Origin of the sequence: Kordiimonas marina (genome assembly GCF_023006325.1) — a bacterium.
GTDB classification, from domain to species: Bacteria; Pseudomonadota; Alphaproteobacteria; order Sphingomonadales; family Kordiimonadaceae; genus Kordiimonas; species Kordiimonas marina.
The window spans coordinates 138236-157442 of sequence record NZ_JAINDF010000002.1; the positions used below are offsets into that span (position 1 = coordinate 138236).

The window sequence follows — 19207 nt, forward strand, 5'->3', positions numbered from 1 at the left end:
CCATAATGACTGTGTGGTCACCCTACAGAATGAATTCCGACAGGTCGCTTTCGGCGAGGATGTTTCACCCGTTTTATCTCAGTGGCCTTCAACGGGAAGGCAGGCCCAAGTTCGGTAGAACCTCGCCGCGAATTTGCTCATAATAGTCCTGAATTGCGGTCACGACCTCCATCGTGGGTTTGACCAGATAGCCTAATCTCATTTGGATAGGGGTCAGCTCGTGCGTGGATGGGTTTGGCGTCAGATACAGGTAAAACCGGAAGCCGTGGTATATAAAAATCACGCCGAAGCCTTGGATTGTGTCCCACGGATACAGCTGATCACCCCAGGTGAGACCTTCGGGGGCCAGAACGAGCTTTGGCCGTGTCAGGGCCCATTTCATCAAGTAAAACCCGATGCCCAGGAAAAGGACCCCCAGTATCCAAGCCAAAGGATAGTTTGTTTCAAAAGCCGGGTGTGGGACAAGGTCAAGCGCGAGCGCGATGAACGCGGCCCCAAGAATCGGCACGGTACTGAAGATGAGGCCATACTGGAATGTAGCAGGCGGGAATTCTATCCTGTCAGGTAGGGCGTCGGACTTATATCTTGCTTGCTGACCCTCATTCATCCGTCACCCCCTCCGTGTTCGTAAAAATATGGCCCCCGGGATCAGGCGGCGCAGGTGCCAGTTTTGCAACCCCGGGGTGACACGGTAGGAGATTCGACCGGATCGTTCAATCCGCTGAAGCGGCCTACAGAATAAACTTCGACAGGTCGCTTTCGCCGGTGACTTCGCCCATCTGCTTGCCGACGAAGGCGGCGTCGATGGTCACGGTGGCGCCGGCCTGGTCGCTGGCGGTGAAGGAGATGTCCTCCAGCACTTTTTCAAGCACCGTATGCAGCCGCCGCGCGCCGATGTTTTCCACCGTCTCGTTGAAGTGGGCGGAGATGCGGGCGATCTCCTTGATGCCGTCCTCGGTGAAGTCGAGCGTCACCTCCTCGGTGCCCAGAAGCGCTACATACTGGCGGATCAGGCTATAGTCCGGCTCGGTCAGGATGCGGACGAAATCGGCTTCGCTGAGCGCGTCCAGCTCCACCCGGATCGGCAGGCGGCCCTGCAGTTCCGGCAGCAGGTCCGACGGTTTCGACAGATGGAACGCGCCCGAGGCGATGAACAGGATATGGTCGGTCTTGATCACGCCATGCTTGGTGGAAACCGTGGTGCCTTCGATGAGCGGCAGCAGGTCCCGCTGCACGCCTTCGCGGCTGACATCCCCGCCACGCATGTCGGCGCGCGCGCAGATCTTGTCGATCTCATCGATGAAGACGATGCCGTGCTGTTCGACGAGGAAGATGGCCTCGCGGGTGATGACATCCTCATCCACCAGCTTGTCGGCTTCCTCGGCCATTAACTGCTCGTAAGCGTCGGAGACCTTCAGCTTTTTCTTCACCGTGCGGCCGCCCATGGCCTTGCCGAACATGTCGGAGAGGTTGAGCATGCCGACGCTCGCGCCCGGCATCCCCGGCACCTCGAACTGCGGGAACGGGCTCGTGGTGTCGGCCAGTTCCAGCTCGATTTCCTTGTCGGCCAGCTCGCCCTCGCGCAGCATCTTGCGGAATTTCTGGCGCGTGGCGTCGCTCGCGCCGGGGCCGGTCAGCGCATCGAGCACCCGGTCCTCGGCCTGGATCTCGGCCTTGGCACCGACTTCGGCGCGCTTCTTCTCGCGCGTCATCAGGATCGCGCTCTCGATCAGGTCACGGATGATCTGCTCGACATCGCGGCCGACATAGCCGACCTCGGTGAATTTGGTCGCCTCGACCTTGATGAAGGGCGCTTCCGCCAGCTTGGCGAGCCGGCGGGAGATTTCGGTCTTGCCGACACCGGTCGGCCCGATCATCAGGATATTCTTGGGCAGCACCTCTTCGCGCATCTGGCCGTCGAGCTGCTGGCGGCGCCAGCGGTTCCTGAGCGCCACGGCCACGGCGCGCTTGGCGTCCTTCTGGCCGATGATGAAGCGGTCGAGCTCGGAAACGGTCTCGCGCGGGGAAAACTCGGGCATACCCTTACTCCTTACTGTCGCTCTCGAGGCTCTCGAGAATGATATTATTGTTGGTATAGACGCAGATATCGGCGGCGATGCCCATGGCCTTGCGGGCGATATCCTCAGCCGGCAGGTCCTGGTCATAAAGCGCGCGCGCGGCGGCGAGCGCATAGTTGCCGCCCGAGCCGATGGCGACCACGCCGTGTTCGGGTTCCAAGACATCGCCGTTGCCGGTGACGACGAGGCTCACGTCCTTGTCGACCACGATCATCATCGCCTGAAGCTGCCTGAGGTATTTGTCCGTCCGCCAGTCCTTGGCGAGTTCGACACAGGCGCGGGCCAGTTGCCCGGGGTGGCGCTCAAGCTTGGCCTCGAGCCGTTCGAACAGGGTGAAGGCGTCGGCGGTCGCGCCCGCGAAGCCGGCCAGCACCTTGCCGCCGCCCAGGTGGCGCACCTTGCGCGCATTCGCCTTCATCACCGTGTCGCCGACCGAAACCTGGCCGTCGCCCGCGATGACGACCTTGCCGCCCTTGCGCACGCTGCAGATGGTGGTGGCGTGCCAGGTGGGGAGCTTGTCGTTGAATTGGGTCATGGGAAACCTTCTTGTGTTTGTCTGAAGTCTGGTCTGGATATATGGAGCCTGGGCGATATTCTCAAGGGCCTGTTTCCCTGACGCTATTTCACCGCGATTTGTCTCCAGGCTGCCAATTGTGCTGTGTCCTGGTTATCGTTGGTAACTGGCAGGATATTGAAGGTGGCGGAATAGTTACTGAAACTCTTGCCGAATTTTTTGGAATTCTTATAGCTGTATCCAGTCGTAACCGTCTGCAACAGGAATGATTTTACTCCTTTGTCGGAGGCAGCCTTTTGCGCCGCCCGCATTGTTTCTAGCCAGACACGATAAGCTCCCATGGGGTTATCATCGTGGACCTCAACTGTTAGCGTGCTGCCTGAATACGAATAGCTTCTTACTTTTGGAGAACCAAAGTAATATCCGGTGGTGAAATGTTCGAGTGGAATGGATGGCAAACCAAGAATGAAAGAGGTTTCCCAGTTGTTTGCATAAACATTGGAAATTTTGTCCACTGAGTGAGCGATTTTTTCTTTTAATTTGTCAGCTTTGTCATGGTCTCCCGCAGCCTCTGCTACTGCAGCCTCAAGCTTCATACAGCGCAGATTGGTACATACTAGCTGTTGTTTGGCCGCTATCGAAACCGCGCCCGGAATATCGCCGCGCTCTAGTTTATTGTATGCAGTTTCGAGCTTTACGTCTTCGTTGAAAGAATAGCTCTTGCTGATCCATAGGTGTCGATTAGCCAAGGAGGGATACTGAGCAAATACTTGCCTTTGCAGCGTCCTGGCCTTTTCTCCACTCATTTCGGGCGACAACATGCTCAATAATTGCGAGGCATTGTCAAAACGATGGGCCAGCCCTTCAGACCTGCTGTATGCGATCAGCAGATTACCAAGGTCATGGTGTAGTTCAGCGGAGCTTAGAGCATGGATCAATAGCTGACTTGCTTCGTCGGGACGTCCTTGGTTTTGGAGAATAAGAGCGAGGCTAATAAAGCCGTTATCCGAGGGACTGATCCGGAGTAGCCGTTGGTAGCCAATTATAACGTCATCAATGCTGTGAGCTTTGAATGCAATATTTTCATATAGCATGTGCGCGAAAACGAAATCGGGATTGGCATTGGAAAAGGCGCGGGCCCGCTTGAGCCAAACAGGCGACCTCTTGTCGAAATAGCCGACAAAAATGTCGAGAGCTTCGACAGTTTGTTGGCGTATGTGGGTTTCTAAGGGGTCATCGGGTACATTGGTGAGATTTTGCGCCTCGGCGAGATCGGCCTTCATCTGCGTATAATTATGTGCTTCGTAATCCAGTTTAACCCGAGCAATGGCTACGGCATATCGCTGATCCGGGGTCAGCTTGTCCTTATATTGAGCTAGGAAGTGATCGCATGTTTTGGCTTTCTTGTAGAAAGCTGGCGGAGTTAGCTTTTGTGCTGGTTCTGTTGCGCTGAACAGACAGTCCCGGAGCGGTAGGTATTGGACGCTGGTGTTCACGGACGAGGGCTTTTCGTCTGGTAGGCCAGGGAATGATAGCTGGCCTTCAGGGTGATCATCGCCGGGTAGACGGCCTATTTCCTGAGCAATGGCTGCGGAAGGCGCGCCAAGGATTCCTACAGCAAGTATAGCAATAAATAAGCTTTTCATCGGGGCCCCCTTCCCTGTCAAAACACGTAGGTTTATCAACTGTTTCAAAAGAAATTGTTCGTCTGATGCCCAGAATATGCTTATTAGCAAGGCTATCAACCGTTTTACCGGCCTTTTTTGTCCCATAATGGGCAAGGTCGATAGGAAGCAGGAGCGAGAGACATGCGCATTGCCGCATATGACAGGAAAACCAAGGAGACGTCGATCGACGTCGCGCTCAATCTGGATGGCACCGGTATCTACGATGTCCATACCGGTATTGGCTTCCTCGACCATATGCTGGAGCAGCTGTCGCGCCATTCGCTCATCGATATCGAACTCAAGTGCGAGGGCGACCTGCATATCGACGGCCACCACACCACGGAGGACTGCGGCATCGCGCTCGGCACCGCGGTGAAGAAGGCGCTGGGCGGGATGAAGGGTATTACCCGTTACGCCAATGCCTATATCCCGATGGACGAAACGCTGACCCGCGCGGCGATCGATATTTCCGGCCGGCCGTTCCTGGTCTGGCGGGTGGAGTTCCCGCGCGACAAGATCGGTGAAATGGATACCGAGCTGTTCGAAGAATTCTTCCGCGCCTTCGCGTTCGCCGCCGGTGTGACGCTGCATGTGGAAAATCTCTACGGCACCAACAGCCACCATATCATCGAAAGCTGTTTCAAGGCGCTGGCCCGCGCGCTGCGTGCCGCGGTCGAGATCGACCCGCGCAAGGCCGATGCGGTACCCAGTACCAAAGGCACCCTGGGCGACAGCCTCTAAGCGACGACGGAGAGTGTGATGAGTGAAACCGTCGCCATTATCGATTATGGCTCCGGCAACTTGCGGTCGGCAGAGAAGGCGCTGGCCCGTGCAGGCGTCGAAGCCGGCCTTGATAGCCGTATTATTGTAACCGACAAGCCGGACGTGGTGGCATCCGCCGACCGCGTCGTGCTGCCGGGCGTTGGCGCCTTCGGTGACTGCCGCCGTGGGCTTCTCGCCATCGATGGCCTCAAGGAGGCGATCCGCGAAGCGGTGCGGGTAAAGGGGCAACCCTTCCTCGGTATCTGTGTCGGGATGCACCTGATGGCGCGCGAGGGCCATGAACACGGCACCCACCAGGGCATGGGCTGGATCGACGGCGTGGTCGAGAAAATGGAACCTGCTGATGGGAGCCTCAAGATCCCCCACATGGGCTGGAACGAGATCGAGCTGACCGATGCGGGCCGCGCCCATCCGGTCGCTGGTGTCATCGAGCCCGGTGACCACGCCTATTTCGTCCATAGCTACCATATGGCGCTTGCCGACAAGTCGGCGCTATTGGCGACCACCGACTACGGCATGGCGGTCACCGCCATCGTGGGCGAGGGCAATATCATCGGCACCCAGTTCCACCCGGAAAAAAGCCAGAAGGTGGGGCTGAAACTGTTGCGTGCGTTTCTGGAGTGGCGGCCATGATTACCCTTTACCCCGCAATCGACCTCAAGGACGGCAACTGCGTGCGCCTCTTCAAGGGCGACATGGACGCGGCTACTGTTTTCAATGACGATCCGGCAGCGCAAGCCGAAGCCTTCGTGCAGGCAGGCTGCCCGTGGCTGCACCTTGTCGACCTCAATGGCGCTTTCGCGGGTGAGCCGGTCAACGCCGCGCCTGTGGAAGCGATCCTTAGCCGCGTCGATGTGCCGGTGCAGCTCGGCGGTGGTATCCGCGATATCGCGACGATGGAACGCTGGCTCGCCGCCGGTATCTCACGGCTTATCCTCGGCACGCTCGCGGTGAAGAACCCCGCGCTTGTCAAGGAAGCCTGCCACCTGTTCCCGGGCAAGATCGCCGTCGGTATCGACGCCAAGGGCGGTATGGTCGCGGTGGAAGGCTGGGCCGAAGCCAGTGAACTCGAGGTGACCGAACTCGCGCGTCAGTTTGAGGACGCGGGCGTGGCCGCGATCATCCATACCGACATTGACCGGGACGGCACGCTCACGGGCGTAAACGCCGAAGCGTCCTCCGCGCTCGCGGAGGCGGTCAGCATTCCGGTGATCGCCTCGGGCGGCGTGAAGGACCTTGAGGACATCCGCCGCGTGGTCGCCGCAGGCAACCTTGAAGGCGTGATCACCGGCCGGGCGATTTACGACGGCGGCATGGACCTCCACGCGGCCCTCAAGATCGCGGCAGGAGAAGGTGAATGCTGAAAGCACGCATTATCCCTTGTCTTGACGTTAAAGACGGCCGTGTTGTGAAGGGCGTAAATTTTGTCGACCTCAAGGACGCGGGTGACCCGGTCGAGCAGGCGCGGGTGTATGATGCCGCGGGCGCCGACGAACTCACCTTCCTCGACATCACCGCGAGCCACGAAAAACGGGATATCCTGCTGGATGTGGTGAGCCGCACGGCCGAGGCCTGCTTCATGCCGCTGACCGTCGGCGGCGGCGTGCGCACCGAAGAAGATGTGCGCAAGCTGTTGCTCGCGGGCGCCGACAAGGTTTCGCTGATGACCGCGGCGGTCAAGAACCCGGACATCGTCCGGCAGCTCGCCGAGAAATTCGGCTCCCAGTGCATTGTTGTCGCGGTGGACGCCAAGGAAGTGGCGCCCGGTAAGTGGGAGGTTTTCACCCACGGTGGCCGCACGCCCACCGGCATTGATGCTGTGGAATATTCCAAACAGGTGGCCGCGCTGGGTGCGGGTGAAATTCTGCTGACCAGCATGGACCGGGACGGCACGCGTGAGGGCTTCAACATTCCGCTCACGCGCGCGATTTCGGACGCGGTGTCGGTGCCGGTGATCGCCTCGGGCGGTGTCGGCACGCTCGACCATCTGGTCGAAGGTATCAGGGACGGCCACGCCTCGGCGGTGCTGGCGGCGTCCATTTTCCATTTCGGCGACTATTCGATCGCCGAAGCCAAGGCCCATATGATCCGGGCCGGAATCCCGATGCGGGAGATTGACTGATGACCGACCGATTGGACACCCTCCGCCGTCTTGAGGCCCTGCTGGCTGAACGTAAAAACGCCGACCCGGACACCAGCTATGTCGCCAAGCTCTACAAGAAAGGCGACCGCAAGATCGCCCAGAAGGTGGGCGAGGAAGCGGTCGAGATCGCCATGGCGGTGGCGATGGATGACCAGGACGGCATTGTGGGCGAAGGCGCGGACCTTCTGTTCCACCTGATGGTTCTCCTTGAAGCCCGCGGCCTGACGCTCGGCGATATCGCCGACGAGCTTGCCCGCCGTGAAGGCCTGTCCGGCCTCGTCGAAAAGGCATCCCGCCCAGACTGAAACCCGGCAGGGGGTAAGCCTGGGTCCGAATCTGGGCGGTGCAGGATGCGCGGCGCTTTCTAGCGCGCCACGCCTTCCAGAAATTTGTCCACCGAGGTATTCAGCTGTTCTGTCAGCATTTGCAGGTGGCCTGTTGCTTCTAAGACTTCCGCGGCGTTGCCCTGGTTCTTCTGGGTGAAGCTGGACACAAGCGCGATGCTGCTGGAGACATCCTGCGTGCCGCGCGCGGCCTCCTGAACATTCTGGGCGATCTCGTGGGTCGCGGCGGTCTGCTCCCGCACGGTATGGGCGATCTGGCCGGAAATCTGGCCTACCGATTCGATGGTTTCCGCGACCGATTTGATCGAGTTCACGGTGGCGTCCGTTGCGGTCTGCATGCCGGCGATCTGCTCGTCGATCTCCTCGGTTGCGCGCGCGGTTTCCTGCGCCAGGCTTTTTACTTCGCTGGCGACGACGGCGAAGCCGCGCCCGGCATCGCCCGCCCGCGCGGCCTCGATGGTGGCATTGAGCGCCAGCAGGTTGGTCTGCGCGGCGATATTCTGGATCAGGCTGACCACCTTGCCGATGCGCTCGGCGGCTGCGCTGAGCGAGGTGATGTCCTCATTGGTGGTGCGCACCTGTTCGACCGCGCGGTCGGTCGAGCTGGCCGATTGTTGGACCTGGCGTTCGATTTCCTGCAGCGATGCCGACATTTCCTCAGCTGCGGCCGCGACGGTGCGGACGCTGGTCGAGGCTTCCTCGGATGCGGCGGCCACCGCGACGGTCTGCTGTTCGCCGTCCTGGGCGTTTTCCGCGACGATTTCGGCGATGGATTTCAATTGCCCGACCGAGGTCGCGACCCCGGCGAGGGACTGACGCACCTCATCTACGAACGAAAGCGAAGCTTCGAGCGTGGCCCTTTGTTCGTGGGTCATGGCCTCGAAATAGACGCTGATCGCCATGTCCATGTCCAGATAGATGGCGCGGGTGATGGCCGTGTTGGCAAGCGCCGCGCGCTCCAGGTCATTATGATACTTTCGGAACATGATCTGGCAGATTTTGCCAAGCACGAAACTGTAGGCGGCCAGATACCAGCGGGGTTCAAGCCCGATGCGGTTGTGGGCGAGGCCGATGCGTTTGACGCTTTGGAAATAGCTGTCATTGAAGCGGTCGCACATGAGGCTCCGCCAGTGGTTATGCTGTGCTTTCTTCAGGCGTGGCAGGCGGGCCGTGTCGCCAATGATGGCGGCAAGCCCGGGTACGCGCATCACATGCTCATAGAAACTGTCCAAAATGTCCGGTAGCGCCGGTTCTATGGCTTCCCACAGTTCCGGCAATATGGCGATATGATCTTCGCCGACGGCCAGGAAGGCCAGCCTGTTTTCCCTGTCGAATTCATCCAATTTTTCTCTCCCTAACCGCACCCATGGTGATCGCTGCTCTGTGTCAGCTTTGAAAAGGGGCGGGTGCCTGTTTCTATTATGGTGGTCCTATGGTTCGTGATGGGGGAAAGTCTACGAAAACGGTCGTGCCTTGGCCGGGGTCGCTTTCGATGGTGAGGTCTGCTTCGTGCAGGTCGCAATAGGCCTTGGCCATGCTGAGACCGAGGCCAAGCCCGCCCTGATATTGGCTCTTGAGCGGGCTATGGAGTTTGGTGAATTTCTTGATGGCATCTTCGATGCGGTTTTTTTCCATGCCGCAGCCATTGTCGGCGACCGAAACGCGGACACCGCCGTCGTCGCGTTCATAGGCATCCACATGCACCCAGCCGCCGCTGTCGGTGAATTTGATGCTGTTGACGATCAGGTTGAGCAGCACTTGTTTTATACGCAGGGCGTCGCCGGTTACCCGGGGCAGGGCCGGGGCGATCTTGGTCCGGAGGATGACACCCCTTTCGTTGGCCCGGCCGTTGGCCATGGTTTGGACGGCATGGATGACGTTCTCGAGGTCGACGTCGTCTTCATGCAGGTCGACGATGCCGAGGTCGACCTTGGACATTTCCAGAATGTCTTCCACAAGTTCGCTCAGATGGGTACCCGCCATGTTGATGTCACCGGCATATTCCTCGATCTTGTCGAAGGCGGCGTCGGTTTTCGGCAGGGTCGCGATCAGGCTCGAATAGCCGATTACGGCGTTGAGCGGCGTTCTGAGTTCATGGCTCAGGTTGGCGAGAAATTCGCTTTTCGAGCGGTTGGCCTCGGTCTCGCGGATCAGCGCGGAGGCCATCTGTTCCTGCAGGCTCTCGCTTTCGGTGATGTCCTGTACTGATCCGATCATCAGGCGCGGCTTGCCATCCTTGTCCATCTGGGCTTTACCGATTTCCCGGACGGTGCGGATTTCACCGTCGGGCCGGACGATACGGTGGTTGATGTCATAGCGCTCCGCCGGGTCCTCAAGCGACCGCGCGACCGCGGCTTCCACCGCGGCACGGTCGTCCGGATGGATGAAACTCAGGAAGATGTCGTAGGTGGGCGTCAGGACTTGCGGCTCCATCCCGAAAATGCGGTAGACCTCATCGGACCAGAAAAGCTCGCCATTGGCGATCTGCCAGTCCCAGCTGCCGATCTGGGCCAACTGCTGGGCGAGGACGAACCGTTCCTCGGCGCGCTCCAGCTGTTCCAGCGATTGCTTGAGCTTGATTTCCCGGTCCACCACATATTGGAGCGCGGTCTTCAAGGGCGACAGGTCGGTCAGGATCACGCCGAAATAAAGCTGGCCGTCCACCATCTTGCGGCTGATGGTGGCGCCGACCTCATAGATATGATCCCCCTTGCCCAGAAGCGGCACGGTCCCGCGCCGGCTCATCAGATAGGTTTCCTGGCCGCTGTCGACGAAACTTTTGAAAAGTCCGGCGTGGGCGGCCCGGCGCTGTTTCGGGATCAGCATATCGATCGACATGCCGATCAGGTCTTCCCGGTCATAGCCGGTCAGGTCCCGGGCGCCATTGTTGGCAAAAACGATATTGCCATCGGCGGTTACGACCAGAAAAGCGTCCTGGGCGATATCGATCAGCTCGGAGATCAGCGGTTGCAGGCCTTGTGTCATGCAGTGCCCCCGCCTTGATGGGCAGCTATATGCTGGCTGACCTTGAAAGGATACATCACCCCGCGCATGGCAACATCGCTTTCAGGTCCCGGATGGCGTTTCTCAGGAACTCGGCATCATTGATCAGCAGGGTATCCCCATCCTTGAGGAAGTATCCCGCGGCGCACAGGTCGCCCAAGGTCCGGCTGACCTGGGCTTTCGACAGGCCGGAAACCAGGCTCAAGTGCGTTTGGGTCATGGCAAGTGGAATTGGTTCGCCTGCAACAGGCATAATATTGTTGCCGTGGGTCCTGATCCAGATTTCGGCGATCAGGGCGGTCAGTTTAGCGGTGGCATCGCCAAAATTGGTGACTGTCCCGCGCATCCCGCAGTGGAGGACATTCTGTCTCAGCGCCCTCAGGATCCATTCCTGGTTCTCGGGGCGGTCCTGAAGCCACGCCAGGATGGTTTTCCGCGGGACGGACGTTACCGTTGTTCTGGAAAGCGCGATCATGTCCACCTTGATCTCGCCTGGGATCAGGGCGAAGGCAGGGGCATAGTCCCCCGGGACAAAGATTTGTGGGCAAAAAATGCGGCCGCAGGGCAGATTGGCCGTGGTGGCCAGACAGCCTTCGCGGACAAGATAGAGCGACCCAAGCGGTTGATGCCGTGAGGCAATCTTTGACCGCTTTTCGAAACGCTCGATCCGTCCAGAATCCGTTATGACACGTTCTAGAGTAATGTTCCGCTCGTCCAGCATAGACCCCCGCTTCCATGCCTCGATTCCCCCGCTATTTTACAAGCCAACCTGTAACTAAGCTCTTAACAGCCCTAGCGATATCGGCGGCTCATCGTATGCAACAATCATAGAATTTTGATATTTCAAAACCAGCGCTATGTCGTTGCATATGCAACAAAGTGATCACATTCTGCCAGCGGGACGGGAATTATTGTCGGGGTGGGGGTATTTGTCGCTCATCCTGCGTTTTCGCGGCCAGCGAGGCTGGGGAAATTAGGATATTTTTTCCAGGATGAATGGCGGAGCCGGAGGGATTCGAACCCTCGAGGGGCAGGACCCCAACACGCTTTCCAGGCGTGCGCCTTAAACCGCTCGGCCACGGCTCCGTTCGAGAGAGCATACCAAGCCAGCCCCATAGGGGCGCTCAGCTGCGGGGCGCACTATAGCTATCCTGATCCCGATGGCAAGAGGGAAATACAGCTACACCGGAATTCTGCGCCGGAATTCTGCATCGGAATTCCGCATCGGGGAAAGCCCGGTAGGGGCCGGGTGTTAATCATCTATCGCGTCTATAGTGCTACTTTCAGGCGCAACCCGGTTTGACAGATTGGAAAATAGGCTAGATTACCGAGGGGAACCCGTGCTCGGGGGTCGACAGGCTGCCGGAAATAGTGCAGGTAACCTTAATGATAAATTAACCATAATTCTTATCAGTGTCTTTACCTGCGTTTCATATCATACGCTGGTGTCCGGTAAGAGAAACGGGGAGAATACGCATGATTCAAAGGGTAACGGCAGGCCTGGCTGTCAGGCGTGCTATCGCCGCCGCGATGGTCGTTTTGGTGACAGGCTTTACCATGTCGATGCCTGCGCGCGCCGACGCAATGTCCGATTGGCGCCATAAACTTGTCCAAAAAATTGGTCACGCCCACATTTACCCGCGTGCTGCAATTGCACGTGAGATCGAGGGTGTCGCCAAGGTAAAAGTCACGATCGACCGTGACGGCAAGATCACTAATTATGAAGTGGTGGAAGCGACGGGGCAAAGCGTCCTCGATAACGTAATCCCCAAAATCATGAAAAAGCTGGATCCGCTGCCCAAGCCGCCGGCAAGCCTGTCGGATGCGAACCTGACGTTCGTTATTCCGTTTGCCTGGCGTTTGCGCTAACGCAGCCAGTATATATATAGCGATCTGATGTGAAGAGCCCGCCTGAGCGCGGGCTCTTGCTTTTTCAGGGGCCGAAAAGGCGTATGGTCCGCCGGGTGAAGGCTCTGGGGCGAGGGGGGCTTGTTCTTGTCGGCCGTGCGAAAACGCAAGCCAGGTCTTATGCCTCTCCCCTCCTCTTTAATCTCTCCTCCTTAAGGCGCCAGAGCGGTACGGTGTGGCTGGGGCCAACTTGGGGCCGCCGGTCCCCGTATGTCCGGCCTAGGGGCGTGTACGGCGAAGGGCGGTATCCGCGGCGTCCAGCAAGGCGTGCCATGCGCTAGAACCGTGCGGAATGCGGGCACAGGGCATGGTGGCGGTGAATATGCCGGAACAGGCCCTCATCTCCTGCAAGAGAGGCGCGGCCATAAAAAAAGCCCCGCCGGAGCGGGGCTTTTGTTCTGGATGAAGGCGGATGCTCGCTTAGGTGCGGATCGTCTTCAGGAAGCTTTCGACCTGGCCGCGAAGCTCGTCCGACTGCTGGGTCAGCAGTTGAGCGGCGGACAGAACCTGCGTCGCGGCGGAGCCGGTCGAGGTTGCGCCCTGGTTCACGGCATGGATGTTCGAGGTCACTTCTTCCGTACCCGTGGACACTTCGGCCACGTTGCGGGCGATTTCCTGGGTCGAGGCATCCTGCTCTTCAACCGCCGAAGCAATCGATACCGACGTGGATTCGATCTCGCCGATGATCGACTTGATCTGGTCCATGGCACGGACGGCCAGGTTGGTGGCCTGCTGCATGCCGTCGACCTGTTCGCTGATTTCCTGGGTGGCCTTGGCGGTCTGGTTGGCGAGGCTCTTGACCTCGCTGGCGACCACGGCAAAGCCCTTGCCGGCATCACCCGCGCGCGCCGCCTCGATGGTGGCGTTGAGCGCGAGCAGGTTGGTCTGCTCGGCGATATCGTTGATCAGCTTGACCACGTCGCCGATCTTCTGGGCGGCGTTCACCAGTTCAGCCACGTCATTGCTGGCGTTTTCGGTCCGGCTCACGGCGTCGCGGGCAGAAGCGGACGACTGGTTGGTCTGGCCGGTGATCTCACGGACGGAGGACGACAGCTCTTCGGCTGCCGATGCCACCATCTGGGCATTGGAGCTGGCCTGCTGGGCAGCGTTCGCCACGACTTCCGATTTTTTCGACGTGTCGTCTGCGGTTTCGGCCATCGAGCGGGCAGCGTTTTCCATTTCGCCTGCCGAGCGGGACACGCCTTCCACAACAGCCATGACCGATGCTTCGAACTGGTCGGCAAGGTCCAGCATCGCCTGACGGCGTTCCTCGCGGGCAGTTTCTTCCTGCTCCTGTTCGCGGATGCGGCGGGCTTCTTCTTCCTCGCGCTGCTTGCGCTCGGCTTCTTCCTGGCGGACGCGCTCGGTTTCTTCACGTTCGCGCTGTTCGGTCTCAAGCCGCTGGCGTTCGACAGCGTTTTCCTTGAACACCTGCACCGACCGGGCCATGTCGCCCATTTCGTCGTTGCGTTCGGCGTTCGGAACTTCGACTTCCAGGTTGCCCTGGGCCAGCACCATCATGGTGTTTGACAGAGCATTGACCGGGCGGACGACACGGAACAGGACCACGATACCCGCGGCACCGCCCATGGCGATCACGAACAGCAGCAGGAAGCCGGCCGTCCACAGGCTGCCGGTTGCAGCGCTGACGGCGTTTTCATTGAGTTCCCTGGAAAGCTTGCCGGCATAGTCCGCCATCGCCATTACGGGGGCGGCGGATTTCTGGCTCAGCTGAACCCATTCCATCGGCGTCATGCCATAGTTGACAACATAGTTGCCGTTTTCATCGGCATCGGCTTCATCCGACAGGTCATAGAGGTTGAAGCGGGTGTTTTCGAAATCGGTGAAGAAGGTGTCCTTGATCGCCTTGATGCGTTTCTGCAGGGCATCTTCGGTGGTGTCCGGGCGGGCAATCGAAACCGAATGGATGATCGCCATCGCCTGGTTCCAGGCAGCCTGGCCGACACCGCCATAGCGGGCGCCCTGTTCACGCTTGATCGCGGAAATCTGCTCGTGCGCAGCGATGTTCTCACCCAGCGAGGCCGACTCGCGGGTGGCATATTCGATCATCAGCCACAGCTGGTGCTTGAGCATCATGACTTCGCTGATGCGGTCGTCGCCGAAATCATAGTTCTGTTCGAGCGCGTCCCGGATCGATGCTGCGGTTTCGATCAGGTCGGTCATGTAAAGGGTGGCGCTGCGGCCGCGCATTTCTTTCTTGCCGGTGGAGGTCAGGTCGGCGTCAATTTTGCTCAGGTGGTCCTGATAGGCCTTATACTGGTCGGTGAGCTTCTTCTCGGTGGCCTGGAAGCGCTTGTTGACGGCCTTGTACATCTGCTCGTTGTAGGACTCGCCATCGAACGGCGGCAGCTTCTTGAGCCGCGCCTGGATGTTGTTATAGGCATCTGCCACAACACGCCGGTTGGTCTTGATCAGGTTCAGGAAGTCCGCGTCCGCGGCGCCCTTGAAGCCATAGGCCGTATAGGTCGCGGTCCGTTCGGCACCGAGCGCCATTTTCATCTGGACGATGTCGTCGATCAGGACGTTGATGCTCATGGCATCCTCGGCACGCTCGCGCTTATCCCAAGCGTTCTTCATCTGGAGGCCTGCCAAGGCCATGACGATCAGCATCAAGGTTGCTGTCACGGCAAAAAGCAGGTTTCGGATACTGAAAAGACGTCCTTTGGAGACGGTATCAAGCGCGGCCATATGGAATGCCCCTTGTCATTCGACGAACAAAAACATTAGAGAACAGAGGTTATTTGACCCAATACATTGCACAAGGCAGTTAATGAATCATAAAGACAGGTGTCCCACTGCCTATTTCCCTGGAGTTCCCCTTTAGGTTGGCATGATAGTAACGCTTCATTTCTTGTTATCAACAGTCTCGTTGGATAAAAGCGCCATCAGCGCGAAAATTGAGGCCAGCCGGTCATTGATACCTTGTCGCAGTATGGAAAAGGACATCTGAGGAATGGCTGAATGGGATGCGATCATCGTTGGCGCCGGGGCCGCAGGGCTGATGTGCGCCCAGGTCGCGGCCGGGCGGGGCCTCAGGGTTTTGGTGTTGGAGCGCAGCAAAAAGCCGGGGGCCAAAATCCTTATCTCCGGGGGCGGGCGCTGCAATTTCACCAACATCGATGTGCGGCCGACATCTTACCTCAGCGAGAATCCCCACTTCGCCAAATCGGCGCTCAGCCGTTACACGGCGTGGGATTTCATGGATCTTCTGGCGCGCCACGGAATCACCTGGCATGAAAAGACGCTGGGGCAGCTTTTCTCCGACCAGGGCGCGCGGGCGGTGCTCGATGCCCTGCTGGCGGAATGCCGCACGGCAGGGGCCGAAATTCGCTGCGGCCAGGCGATTGAGACGGTCGGGTATGAGGATGGCCTTTACCGGCTCACCCTGGAGGACGGCGGCCATCTCACCGCGCCCAGGCTGGTGATCGCGTCGGGCGGTGTCTCCATCCCGAAAATGGGGGCGACAGGCTTCGCCTATGATATCGCCCGCCAGTTCGGGCTTGAGATCGTGCCGCCCACGCCGGCGCTTGTGCCTTTCACCTTCGCGGATGACGACCTCGCCTTCATGCAGCCGCTGGCGGGCGTTGCCGCCGACAGCATTGTCAGTGTCGGGAAAACCTCGTTCCGCGAAGCCTTGCTGTTCACCCACCGCGGGCTTTCAGGCCCGGCGATCTTGCAGGTGTCCTCCTATTGGCATCCGGGGGAGGCGGTGACGATCAACCTGCTGCCGGATGGGCCTGAGGTGCTGGGCTGGCTGAAGGCCGAGCGGCAGCACCGCGCCAAGGCGGCCCTCAAGACCGTGCTTGCCGAAAAGCTGCCGGCCCGGCTTGCCGACGCCATCGCTGCGTCCTGGCCGGGGACGATGGCGGGCCTGTCGAACAAGGACCTTCAACAGGTAGCCGACAGGCTGGGCGCCTGGACGCTCACACCTTCGGGCACCGAAGGCTTCAAGAAAGCGGAGGTCACGCGCGGCGGCGTCTCCACCGACGACCTCAGCTCCAAAACCCTGGAAGCCAAGGCCATGCCCGGCCTCTATTTCATCGGCGAATGCGTCGATGTCACCGGCTGGCTCGGCGGCTATAATTTCCAGTGGGCCTGGGCCAGCGGCTGGGCCGCCGGTCAGGCGCTGTAAGTAACTAAAATATATATGTGACGGTACAGCATATATTGTGAATATTCCCCCTTTTAGTCACCCTAAAAGAGTCCTGGAAGCGAAAGTCGGAGAGCTTCGCTGTACATCAAAAATCGCTGAGGGCCTTTTGGCGCTGAAAGCCGGCTACCCTGATTTTTCGGCCGATGTCGACGATGCTGACTATTGCAAGGACCTGGAATTCGCCAGTCCCAACCAACTGGCGAAGATCATTTCCGGGGAAATCAACGCCACACTCTACCCTGCCGAAAGCTTCCGCCGACAGCCCTATCCAACTGCGGCCATAACCTTGCGGATATTTGCAAAGAAGCTGTCGGTCGCCGCCTTTACCCGGTTGGATACGCTGGAGACCTCCTGCGCGGCGCTCAGCACTTGTGTCGCGGCCGCCTGTGTTTCGGTCGCGCCGGTTGCGACATGGGCTATATTCTCGTTTACCTCGCGTGTGCCTTTGGCGGCCTCCTGAATGTTGCGGGCGATTTCGCCTGTAGCCGCCTGCTGCTGTTCGACCGCAGCGGCAACAGCGTTCGCCAGTTCAGCCGTTTCACGTACGGCAGCCCGAATTTCACTCATCGAACTTGTCGCAATACCGGTCTTTTCTTGCACGGCAAGAATTTGGCGTTCGATCTGCTCGGTCGCCTGTGCCGTTTGGCTGGCCAGGTTTTTCACCTCGCTGGCAACAACAGCAAAGCCCTTTCCGGCCTCGCCTGCACGGGCCGCCTCAATTGTGGCGTTGAGTGCAAGCAGGTTGGTCTGTTCGGCGATGTCGTTGATCAGGTGCACGACCTCTGATATCGCCTGAGATGCAGCAACAAGTTCCTCCATCACGGTCGCCGCATGTTCGGTCTTGTCAGCTGCCTGATTGTTGGCCTGATACGAGCGTTCGATTTGTTGACCGATTTCCGAGATCGAGGCTGTCAGCTCTTCCGTCGCGCTCGCCACGGTTTGGACATTTACAGTCGCTTCCTCGGCTGCCGCGGCAACGGTGTTGGATTGGGAGCTTGTCTGGCCTGCCGTGCTGCTCATGGACCGGGCTGTGCTTTCCAGTTCTGCGCCCGCAGAGGTTACCATCTGTAGTAGCTCGGACGTTTGCGTATCGAACTCGCGTGTCAGGTCTGCCATGTTGCGGGCAAGGGCTTCCTTGCGTTCGGCTTCCTCTCTTTCTCGACGCGCTTCTTCTTCACGCCGCGTCCGCTCAGCATCCATCTGGTCTTTCTCCAGCTTGCGGCGGTGTTCCTCATCGGCCTTAGCTTGGGCCTCAAGGCGTAATCGTTCTATGGCGTTTGCCTTGAACTTCTGTATGGCCTGCGCCATGGCGCCTAACTCGTCGCCCCGGCCAAGGTTGGGGATGTCGACATCATTATTCCCGTCGGCCAGAACGCCCATTATTCCTGTCATATTGACGAGCGGTTTTATTACAGACCTGTTGAGGAGGAAAAGAACCACGATAGAGATTACCATGCCGACGGAAAGCAGCAGCCAGTTCAGGGTAACAAGGCTGTTCACCTGATCGACCGCCTGTTTCGAATCCTGATCCAGAAGTTTCTTCTGATTGGCAGTCATGCCACCTGTGCGGTTACCTGTATCGTCTTGGATGCCCGCCAGGATATCCAGGATCGCGTTCGCTCGGGGGGCGGCTTCGGTTACCAGCATAAAGTTCGCCATGTTCCATTTATTCGAGGAACGAATTTCAAACATGCGCTGCGGAATTGGGGCGAACTGGTTCCGGGCTGCGGACAAGGCCTTGAAGGCCGTCCGCTGAGACTTCGTCATCAGGCGCACATTCTTGCTGAGGTCCGCGAAGCGCTTCTCGTTCTTGGCCCAGGTGCCATTGAAATTGTCTCTGAAGCGGGTATCGCCTGACAGCAGATATGCTCGAATGTTCGCCAAGCTCATCGCCATGGAGCCTCGCACGTCCGCCATGATACCCAAAAGGTTCTTGCGGTCCTTGTTCGCAGCAAGCGTGATTTCTTCGTCGATAAGCGCTGTGATCTGCTTGATGATTTCGCCTGCGAGCGGGGCGGCTTCGTTCAGCAGAATTTCACTTGCAGGCAATTCCGCAGGGCTGTGGGCTATGACTTCCACTTTTGCCTGGGCGTCGCGGAATTCTGCCAGAGTGGTTTTGACCTTGGCGAAGTCCTTCACGTTCTCCTGGTTTGTCCAGGAATTGGATAAACCTTCCATGGCCGTAACGGTTCGGTCGATGTCTTTCCAGACTGCGGCGCGTTCTGCCTTGAAGGACGGATTGCCTGTCAGCATCCAGCCCCTCAGTGCGGCAAGAGATGCATATATGTCGGAAACCAAAGTCGCACTGGCATTGGCTGTAGGAACCCTCAAGGTTACGGTTCGCTGTGAAATATCGCCGATATTTGAGCTTTTGCTAACACTTAGCAGAACCGCGACGATGAAGATTGCCATCAAGCCTGAGAATGCTGCAATCAGGCGCGTCCGTATGCTGGTGTTTCCAGAAAGGAGGGAACTCAGAGATTTTTGTGTCATATTCTACCCTGTGGCGTACGAACGCCCCTTTTTTGTATTGTAATCACGCAGCGCCGGCCAGAAGACATTCCTCGAACCACAGGCCCCGATCTGTGTTGGA

The 19207-nt window shown here is 58.8% G+C and carries 16 protein-coding genes and 1 tRNA gene; 7 read left to right on the forward strand and 10 right to left on the reverse strand.

Annotation, left to right across the window (positions count from 1 at the left end; translation table 11 throughout):
- Positions 1 to 88: 88 nt before the first annotated feature.
- From K6118_RS03710 to K6118_RS03725, 4 genes are all read right to left on the reverse strand, one after another.
- Positions 89 to 607 carry a hypothetical protein gene (locus K6118_RS03710; protein WP_247118871.1) on the reverse strand — a complete coding sequence of 173 codons (519 nt, stop codon included), beginning with the start codon at positions 605 to 607 and terminating at the stop codon, positions 89 to 91.
- 124 nt (positions 608 to 731) lie between these two features.
- Positions 732 to 2039 (reverse strand): ATP-dependent protease ATPase subunit HslU, encoded by a 1308-nt coding sequence (hslU, locus tag K6118_RS03715; RefSeq protein ID WP_247118872.1) that lies wholly within the window; start codon positions 2037 to 2039, stop codon positions 732 to 734.
- A gap of 4 nt (positions 2040 to 2043) precedes the next feature.
- On the reverse strand, positions 2044 to 2613 hold the full coding sequence (gene hslV / locus K6118_RS03720) for an ATP-dependent protease subunit HslV (protein WP_247118873.1): 570 nt from the start codon (positions 2611 to 2613) through the stop codon (positions 2044 to 2046).
- Between the two features lie 83 nt (positions 2614 to 2696).
- Positions 2697 to 4238 (reverse strand): UDP-N-acetylglucosamine--peptide N-acetylglucosaminyltransferase SPINDLY family protein, encoded by a 1542-nt coding sequence (locus tag K6118_RS03725; RefSeq protein ID WP_247118874.1) that lies wholly within the window; start codon positions 4236 to 4238, stop codon positions 2697 to 2699.
- 162 nt (positions 4239 to 4400) lie between these two features.
- Here K6118_RS03725 and hisB point away from each other — a divergent pair, with 162 nt between their 5' ends.
- From hisB to K6118_RS03750, 5 genes are read left to right on the forward strand one after another with little or no spacing between them, the layout of a single operon-like run.
- Positions 4401 to 5000, forward strand: coding sequence for an imidazoleglycerol-phosphate dehydratase HisB (gene hisB, locus K6118_RS03730; protein WP_247118875.1), 600 nt, complete (start codon positions 4401 to 4403; stop codon positions 4998 to 5000).
- Positions 5001 to 5018: 18 nt separating this feature from the next.
- Positions 5019 to 5675: an imidazole glycerol phosphate synthase subunit HisH gene (hisH, locus tag K6118_RS03735; RefSeq protein ID WP_247118876.1), complete on the forward strand. Its 657-nt coding sequence runs from the start codon at positions 5019 to 5021 to the stop codon at positions 5673 to 5675.
- The gene (hisA, locus tag K6118_RS03740; RefSeq protein WP_343269906.1) at positions 5675 to 6406 is read left to right on the forward strand and encodes a 1-(5-phosphoribosyl)-5-[(5-phosphoribosylamino)methylideneamino]imidazole-4-carboxamide isomerase; all 732 of its coding nucleotides are present in this window, start codon (positions 5675 to 5677) and stop codon (positions 6404 to 6406) included. Before hisH ends, hisA begins: the two co-directional genes overlap by 1 nt.
- Complete coding sequence (gene hisF, locus K6118_RS03745; RefSeq protein ID WP_247118878.1) at positions 6400 to 7164, forward strand: imidazole glycerol phosphate synthase subunit HisF; 765 nt, start codon at positions 6400 to 6402, stop codon at positions 7162 to 7164. Before hisA ends, hisF begins: the two co-directional genes overlap by 7 nt.
- Positions 7164 to 7490, forward strand: a complete 327-nt coding sequence (locus K6118_RS03750; RefSeq protein ID WP_247118879.1) for a phosphoribosyl-ATP diphosphatase — start codon at positions 7164 to 7166, stop codon at positions 7488 to 7490. Before hisF ends, K6118_RS03750 begins: the two co-directional genes overlap by 1 nt.
- Before the next feature lie 59 nt (positions 7491 to 7549).
- Here the strand turns inward: K6118_RS03750 and K6118_RS03755 are convergent, their stop codons facing one another.
- The 4 genes from K6118_RS03755 to K6118_RS03770 form a co-directional block, all read right to left on the reverse strand.
- Positions 7550 to 8872, reverse strand: coding sequence for a globin-coupled sensor protein (locus K6118_RS03755; protein WP_247118880.1), 1323 nt, complete (start codon positions 8870 to 8872; stop codon positions 7550 to 7552).
- Positions 8873 to 8948: 76 nt separating this feature from the next.
- The gene (locus K6118_RS03760) at positions 8949 to 10514 is read right to left on the reverse strand and encodes a PAS domain-containing sensor histidine kinase (protein WP_247118881.1); all 1566 of its coding nucleotides are present in this window, start codon (positions 10512 to 10514) and stop codon (positions 8949 to 8951) included.
- A gap of 55 nt (positions 10515 to 10569) precedes the next feature.
- Positions 10570 to 11253, reverse strand: coding sequence for a Crp/Fnr family transcriptional regulator (locus tag K6118_RS03765; RefSeq protein ID WP_247118882.1), 684 nt, complete (start codon positions 11251 to 11253; stop codon positions 10570 to 10572).
- A gap of 276 nt (positions 11254 to 11529) precedes the next feature.
- A tRNA-Ser gene (locus K6118_RS03770) sits at positions 11530 to 11618 on the reverse strand.
- Between the two features lie 390 nt (positions 11619 to 12008).
- Here K6118_RS03770 and K6118_RS03775 point away from each other — a divergent pair.
- Positions 12009 to 12401: an energy transducer TonB gene (locus K6118_RS03775; RefSeq protein WP_247118883.1), complete on the forward strand. Its 393-nt coding sequence runs from the start codon at positions 12009 to 12011 to the stop codon at positions 12399 to 12401.
- 459 nt (positions 12402 to 12860) lie between these two features.
- On the opposite strand, the gene K6118_RS03780 is transcribed toward K6118_RS03775, so the two are convergent.
- Positions 12861 to 15149 (reverse strand): methyl-accepting chemotaxis protein, encoded by a 2289-nt coding sequence (locus tag K6118_RS03780; RefSeq protein ID WP_247118884.1) that lies wholly within the window; start codon positions 15147 to 15149, stop codon positions 12861 to 12863.
- Positions 15150 to 15414: 265 nt separating this feature from the next.
- On the opposite strand from K6118_RS03780, the gene K6118_RS03785 reads away from it, so the two are divergent.
- On the forward strand, positions 15415 to 16593 hold the full coding sequence (locus K6118_RS03785) for a BaiN/RdsA family NAD(P)/FAD-dependent oxidoreductase (RefSeq protein ID WP_247118885.1): 1179 nt from the start codon (positions 15415 to 15417) through the stop codon (positions 16591 to 16593).
- Positions 16594 to 16878: 285 nt separating this feature from the next.
- Here the strand turns inward: K6118_RS03785 and K6118_RS03790 are convergent, their stop codons facing one another.
- Complete coding sequence (locus K6118_RS03790; RefSeq protein ID WP_247118886.1) at positions 16879 to 19107, reverse strand: HAMP domain-containing methyl-accepting chemotaxis protein; 2229 nt, start codon at positions 19105 to 19107, stop codon at positions 16879 to 16881.
- Positions 19108 to 19207 lie beyond the last annotated feature (100 nt).

Bases quoted from the DNA above. Each gene is read 5' to 3' on its own strand.
- K6118_RS03775 (WP_247118883.1), top strand. From the start codon at position 12,009: ATGATTCAAAGGGTAACGGCAGGCCTGGCTGTCAGGCGTGCTATCGCC.
- K6118_RS03725 (WP_247118874.1), bottom strand. From the start codon at position 4,238: ATGAAAAGCTTATTTATTGCTATACTTGCTGTAGGAATCCTTGGCGCG.
- K6118_RS03785 (WP_247118885.1), top strand. From the start codon at position 15,415: ATGGCTGAATGGGATGCGATCATCGTTGGCGCCGGGGCCGCAGGGCTG.
- hisB (WP_247118875.1), top strand. From the start codon at position 4,401: ATGCGCATTGCCGCATATGACAGGAAAACCAAGGAGACGTCGATCGAC.
- K6118_RS03765 (WP_247118882.1), bottom strand. From the start codon at position 11,253: ATGCTGGACGAGCGGAACATTACTCTAGAACGTGTCATAACGGATTCT.
- K6118_RS03710 (WP_247118871.1), bottom strand. From the start codon at position 607: ATGAATGAGGGTCAGCAAGCAAGATATAAGTCCGACGCCCTACCTGAC.
- hslU (WP_247118872.1), bottom strand. From the start codon at position 2,039: ATGCCCGAGTTTTCCCCGCGCGAGACCGTTTCCGAGCTCGACCGCTTC.
- hslV (WP_247118873.1), bottom strand. From the start codon at position 2,613: ATGACCCAATTCAACGACAAGCTCCCCACCTGGCACGCCACCACCATC.
- K6118_RS03760 (WP_247118881.1), bottom strand. From the start codon at position 10,514: ATGACACAAGGCCTGCAACCGCTGATCTCCGAGCTGATCGATATCGCC.
- hisF (WP_247118878.1), top strand. From the start codon at position 6,400: ATGCTGAAAGCACGCATTATCCCTTGTCTTGACGTTAAAGACGGCCGT.
- hisH (WP_247118876.1), top strand. From the start codon at position 5,019: ATGAGTGAAACCGTCGCCATTATCGATTATGGCTCCGGCAACTTGCGG.
- K6118_RS03780 (WP_247118884.1), bottom strand. From the start codon at position 15,149: ATGGCCGCGCTTGATACCGTCTCCAAAGGACGTCTTTTCAGTATCCGA.
- K6118_RS03790 (WP_247118886.1), bottom strand. From the start codon at position 19,107: ATGACACAAAAATCTCTGAGTTCCCTCCTTTCTGGAAACACCAGCATA.
- K6118_RS03750 (WP_247118879.1), top strand. From the start codon at position 7,164: ATGACCGACCGATTGGACACCCTCCGCCGTCTTGAGGCCCTGCTGGCT.